6 protein-coding genes are annotated in these 5,633 nt (G+C 50.2%); 3 read left to right on the top strand and 3 right to left on the bottom strand.

What is annotated here, in order from left to right; translation table 11 throughout:
• Nucleotides 1–301 precede the first annotated feature (301 nt).
• The gene (locus tag Q0294_RS16870; RefSeq protein WP_299467797.1) at nucleotides 302–1,420 is read left to right on the top strand and encodes an LptF/LptG family permease; all 1,119 of its coding nucleotides are present in this window, start codon (nucleotides 302–304) and stop codon (nucleotides 1,418–1,420) included.
• A gap of 21 nt (nucleotides 1,421–1,441) precedes the next feature.
• Here the strand turns inward: Q0294_RS16870 and recG are convergent, their stop codons facing one another.
• The 3 genes from recG to infA all read right to left on the bottom strand — a co-directional run bounded on the left by recG (nucleotide 1,442) and on the right by infA (nucleotide 4,393).
• Entirely contained in the window at nucleotides 1,442–3,517 is a 2,076-nt protein-coding gene (gene recG / locus Q0294_RS16875; protein ID WP_299467799.1) for an ATP-dependent DNA helicase RecG, read from the bottom strand.
• Between the two features lie 20 nt (nucleotides 3,518–3,537).
• Complete coding sequence (gene rnhA, locus Q0294_RS16880; protein WP_299467801.1) at nucleotides 3,538–4,032, bottom strand: ribonuclease HI; 495 nt, start codon at nucleotides 4,030–4,032, stop codon at nucleotides 3,538–3,540.
• Between the two features lie 142 nt (nucleotides 4,033–4,174).
• Nucleotides 4,175–4,393: a translation initiation factor IF-1 gene (gene infA, locus Q0294_RS16885; protein ID WP_002643979.1), complete on the bottom strand. Its 219-nt coding sequence runs from the start codon at nucleotides 4,391–4,393 to the stop codon at nucleotides 4,175–4,177.
• Nucleotides 4,394–4,785: 392 nt separating this feature from the next.
• Here infA and Q0294_RS16890 point away from each other — a divergent pair, with 392 nt between their 5' ends.
• Complete coding sequence (locus Q0294_RS16890; protein ID WP_299467804.1) at nucleotides 4,786–4,956, top strand: Flp family type IVb pilin; 171 nt, start codon at nucleotides 4,786–4,788, stop codon at nucleotides 4,954–4,956.
• Nucleotides 4,957–5,107: 151 nt separating this feature from the next.
• Nucleotides 5,108–5,633 (top strand): 2-amino-4-hydroxy-6-hydroxymethyldihydropteridine diphosphokinase (gene folK / locus Q0294_RS16895; RefSeq protein ID WP_299467806.1); only part of this gene is annotated, 526 nt, incomplete at its 3' end.

The following is a 5,633-nucleotide window of genomic DNA, read 5'->3' on the forward strand; positions in this document are numbered from 1 at the left end:
CTACGAAATTTAAATGTCGAGAGTTGGAAACTTTCTAAATGTAAATTTGTTGCACAAGTTCTACTATTAAAATCACTTATGGAAGTGTTTTTTCTCCCCGCTCTTCAAAATCGACTCTTTACGCCACTTTTTCTGGTGAATTGCACCGATTTTGCTGTGTGTAAAAATGTATACTTCCCGGTCTGTGGAATCCCGGTTTTCCTGATATTGACCCATCTGAACGATTCCTATGTAATACGCGCCCCTTTTTCTGAATCATTTCACGGATCGAAAGATCCGCCCCAGACTGCGATTGGAAAACGTGTTTACAACCTTTGACCGTTATCTCTTAAAGCGATATTTCCATGTGTTCATCATTGGATTCATCGCCACCTATGGTTTGTATGTCGTATTTGACGGATTTACCAATATTGATGGTTTTCAGGTGGGTGTGAAAGATGACTCATCAACCAGCCTGCTGTGGTTGATGCTGGAATTTTATCTGTATCAATCCAGTATTTTCTTTGACATGGTCAGTCCGATTCTGACTGTGCTTGCGGGAGTGGTTGTTTTCTCGCTGATGGTGCGCCACGGAGAACTCAACCCAATACTTTCTGCAGGCATTCCCACCTATCGACTGGCGATTCCTTTGGCGTTTGCCACGATTACGGTCAACTGTTTTATCGTTGCCAACCAGGAACTGTTAATTCCGCGTATCGCCGATAAGGTGCAGGCAGAACGGGGCGATCTTGGGACCAGCTCTCAGTTTGTGGAGCCCGTTTATGATTTCAGTACCAGGATTATGATCAACGGGCAGGAAATGTTGCTGACGGAAAAAAAGATGGTGAATGCAGAATTTGTTCTGTCCAAACCGACCGTGCATGATTTTGTGACGGTGAAATCGGGCGCCGCTTATTACCAGTCGCAAACTTCAGAGACGCCGGGACGCTGGTTACTCAAGAATGCCTCTCCTCGTTACGATGAACTGGAAATCGCAGAATTTGCAAAGGAAATGATTCTTCCCGGTGATGAACCGCAGGACATATTTATCGTGTCTGATGTGGGCTGTGATCAGCTTTGCAACCGGAATACGAGTTCGCTGATTTCCACTCCCGAGCTGATTGCCAGAATCAATAATCCCTCTTTCAGCGATCTGTCGATCCGAAAACAGACGATGGATTTGCATTTTCGGTTAACCCGCCCGTTCATGAATCTGATTGCGGTAATGATGTCGATACCGTTTGTACTTCGGAAAGAAAGTCGCAGCCAGATTTTGAATATTGCCTTCTGCGCATTCGTGATGGGGGGGTTGTTTGCCATCAATCAATGTTTTTTCTTCATGGGGACGACCCGGCTGATTTCACCGGATCAGGCGGCCTGGTTTCCGGTGATCACCTGCGGGACGCTGGCTGCCTGGTTTTCGAATCGAGTTTGGACCTGATTCAGCGTCCGTCTTGAAATCTCAGCCGCTTTGCCCCAGATCCATCAATTGCCCGAATCGATCTAATACGCGAATTTTCAACGGTGCAAACCGGGGCTGATCGAATTCCCCTTTTTCCACCAGACGCAATGCCACTTCCCGCGTCTCGTGCAAAATCGCCTCGTCCCTTCTCAAATCAGCAACGCGCAACGGAAGATCGCCGTGCTGTCTGGTTCCGAAAATATCGCCCGGCCCGCGCGCCTGAAAATCGGCTTCGGCAATTTCGAATCCATCGGTCGTCTGTTCCATGACCGCCAGCCGCTGCTGGGCGTCTTCATTCTCGGTATAAGAAAACAGAAAACAATGGCCCTGATGGATGCCACGCCCCACCCGACCGCGTAACTGGTGAAGCTGAGACAAACCGAACCGGTCGGCTTGCAGAATCACCATTAAGGTCGCATTGGCAACGTCCACTCCCACTTCGATGACCGTTGTGGAAACCAGAACCTGGATTGTCCCTTGATGGAACTGGTTCATGATTTGAGCGCGTTCTTCCCGGTCCATCTGACCGTGTACCAGTCCGATCGAGGCGGAAGCAAGCTCACTCTGCTGCAGCTTGCGATACACTTCTTCTGCACTCGAGCGGGTGTTCTGCTCAATTTCCGAATCGATTCTCGGACAGACAATATAAGCCTGTCTGCCCGCGGCAATTTGAGCCCGCAGAAAATCCCACGCTTTTTTTCTCTGGGGCGTCGTTGAAATTCGGCTCGTGATCACCGGTTGCCGTCCGGGGGGTAATTCCGAATTCACAGAGATATCCAGTTCGCCAAACTGGGTCAGACACAGACTGCGCGGAATCGGTGTCGCCGTCATCACCAGCATGTGAGGCGTCTTTTGATCGCTGGTAAAGTGGGCCCGCTGCATCACGCCAAATTTATGCTGCTCGTCGATAATCACCAGTCCCAGATCGTGATAATTCACATCTTTTTGAACCACGGCCGACGTGCCGATTATCAACTGCTGCTGACCCGATGCAATCTGCTCCAGCGTCGTTTTTCGCTGTGCTGCTGTTAAGCTGCCACTCAGAATACACCGTTCGACACGGCTGTGTTTCAAAATATCATTGATCGTTTCCCAATGCTGCACCGCCAGCAATTCCGTCGGTGCCATCAGCACGGCCTGATAACCGCCGGCAATCGTCGCCAGCATTGCGTAGATGGCAATCGCCGTTTTACCGGCTCCCACATCTGCCTGCAGCATGCGATGCATGGCGCGACCGGAAGCCAAATCGGCACTGACTTCTTTGACGGCCTGATTCTGCCCTTCGGTAAAGTCGTACGGAAACAGTCGCCGAATGCGCGCATCAACCTTGGCGGTGACTTTGAGCAGCGGCGCATTATCTACACAGGTCCAGAGTCGCCTGCGCATCGCCAGTCCCAACTGAAATTCCAGCAGATCATCGTAGATCACGCGATGCACGCCGGCATGGTATTCTTCCATCGTCTGCGGTTTGTGCATCTGAATGACAGCTTGAGAAAGCGGAATCAGAGAGTGTTCCTGACGAAAGGCTTCCGGCAGATAATCGGGAATCAGCTGCGCGTATTCATCGACGGCGGCCCGAACCATCCGCCGCATCTGATACATCTTGATGCCCTCGGTCAGGCTGTACTTCGGCAGGATCAGGCCTTGCGGATCGTCCAGGTCTTCTTCCAGCACCTGATATTGAGGATGCGACATCTCCCACTTTCCCGAGCGGCGTTTCGCTTTACCCGAGAACATCAGAAACTGACCTTGAAAGAAACGCTTGATGACCCACGGTTGATTAAACCAGGTCCCTTTCAGAAAGCCGGTTCCGCAATCCAGAAGGATCGCCGTGATCGTGCGACCGCGGGAAATCGTGCGGGCATCCAGATCAACCACTTTGCCGCAGACGGAAGCGGGCTGGTCTTCTTCCAGCTCATTAATCGGGCGGACATCCGTTAAATCAAGCACACTGCGCGGCAGATGCCACAGCAAATCTTCGACGGTTTCAATCCCGATTTTCGCCAGCAACTCTGCGCGTTCCGCTCCCACTCCATTAAGAAATTGAACAGGAGTTTCCAGAGGAGATTCGGTCATCGCATTCCAGAACCAGATGGTTATAAATCAGATTGATTCTGCAGTTTTACCGCAAATTCGACTGCCAGTTCATCACAACGTTCATTTTCCGGGTGGCCGCTATGGCCTTTGATCGTAGTGAATTTGACATCGTGTCGTTCCAGCAGCGAATCCAACCGCCGCCAGAGTTCTTCGTTTTTCACCGGCTTCCAGCTCTTGCCTTCGCGGCGTCTCCAGCCGTTTTTTTTCCAGTTCGGCATCCATTCCAGAGAACCTTTCGCAACGTAAACGCTGTCGGTAATGACCTCGACACGCGAAGTTCGTGTTAATAGTTCCAGTCCGGAAATCACTGCCAGCAATTCCATCTGATTATTCGTCGTGACCGCCTCGCCGCCGGAAAACTCTTTCTCCGTTCCGGTTGAAGGATGTCGCAGAATGACTCCCCAGCCTCCCGGTCCCGGATTGCCCCGGCAGGCACCATCGGTAAAGATTTGCACAAACGGAAGAGACTCCTGCTTCGCTGATGGATCGGGCATAATACTAGGGCGCAAACCTGGCTAGGAGATGAGAACGATTCGATTATGTGTCCAGAGTGAAATAAAAAGCAAGGGATCACACCGCGAAAGTGAATCAACCTGCAACTGGATCTGGTAACGTGGCTGGCTGTAAAAACGCCGGTTATCTTTCCCGGTAGACGATACGTCCACGGTTCAGGTCATAGGGTGATACTTCTACCACAACTTTGTCTCCAGGAACGATACGAATAAAGTGTTTTCGCATTTTCCCCGCAACGTGAGCCAGAACCTGGTGCCCGTTTTCCAGTTCTACTCGAAATTGAGTATTTGCCAGTGCCTCTGTCACTGTACCTTCGACTTCAATGGCCTCTTCTTTGGCCATAACAATTGTATCCTATCCAATAAGGTTCAAAAAATGGGAATCAGCGAAACAATTCGCACAAACCTAACTCCTGACTATTCCTGATCAAATTAAGATTCAGGGAACAGAAGCCGCTCTGTGCTGCTTATTGTGACAGGGAACCGTCGAATATGCCAGTCTGAACAGACTCCCAACAGCGATTCCCAGTAATTCCTGTTCGAAAATTCCGGTTTCGCTTCCTCAAAACACAAATTTATGTCAACTTTTCAAGTTTTTCCAGAGCCCGTTGTCAAAAATGAGGTATGTTTGAAGACATGGAATTGGCTCTCGCAGCGAGAATCATATCACTCTACCGCTCACTTTATATTTAGACTGGCGATATCCACTGCCACTCGTCTTAAGGATTGTCGGAGATGCAATTTCTTAAAAGCTTGCTTGCTGAAGAAGATGGTCCGACTGCGGTCGAATACGCTGTCATGCTGGCCGCGATTGTCATGGTCTGTATCGCCGCCATCGCTGCGGTAGGAACGAAGACGAACGCCTTATTCGAAAACGCCACGACGGAATTGCAAAATCACGGTTAAGCTTCTGTTCTGTGTCCACTTCCATTGCTTTCTCGCACATCATTTCCCGCCACTCAATCCACGTCCTGTGGAATTGCACTTCTGAATTGATTGACTAAACTGCAATCAAGACAGCACAAAACACTATTTTCTTCAGTCTGATGGAACGGCTATGCCTGACTGCTTTATCGCTTTGGGAGGAAATCAGGGAAATGTCCGTGAAACATTTTCCCAGGCTCTGGATCGGCTCAACCGGCATCTTGAAATCTCTCTCGTCAAAACCAGCCAATGGATTGAAACCGCTCCCGTAGGCAGTCAAACCGATGTGACGTTTCTGAACGGCGCGGCTCAGCTTTTTACCAGCCTTTCGCCTGAAGCATTGTTAGTCGAATTACAATCCGTCGAAGCAGAAATGGGACGCATTCGTGAAGTGCGCTGGAGTGCCCGCACGCTCGATCTGGATCTGCTGCTCTACGATCAGTTGATTTTCGAATCGGCCGGACTGGTCATTCCCCATCCGGCCTGCTGGTACCGTCGCTTTGTTCTCGACCCCTTAACGGAAATCGCCCCCGATGTTGTTCATCCAGTCAAAAACATCACGGTCAAAGAACTGCAGCAACGTTTGTTGAAGCGGCCCTTCATATTTTCCATCGCGGGACTGCCCGTCGTTGAAGCAGAATCCGTGATTCAGGAATTAA

The organism is uncultured Gimesia sp. (assembly GCF_937919775.1).
Lineage (GTDB): Bacteria > Planctomycetota > Planctomycetia > Planctomycetales > Planctomycetaceae > Gimesia.

Excerpts from the sequence above, each read along its gene's own strand:
- infA (WP_002643979.1), bottom strand. The coding sequence starts at position 4,393 with ATGGCCAAAGAAGAGGCCATTGAAGTCGAAGGTACAGTGACAGAGGCA.
- rnhA (WP_299467801.1), bottom strand. The coding sequence starts at position 4,032 with ATGCCCGATCCATCAGCGAAGCAGGAGTCTCTTCCGTTTGTGCAAATC.
- recG (WP_299467799.1), bottom strand. The coding sequence starts at position 3,517 with ATGACCGAATCTCCTCTGGAAACTCCTGTTCAATTTCTTAATGGAGTG.
- Q0294_RS16890 (WP_299467804.1), top strand. The coding sequence starts at position 4,786 with ATGCAATTTCTTAAAAGCTTGCTTGCTGAAGAAGATGGTCCGACTGCG.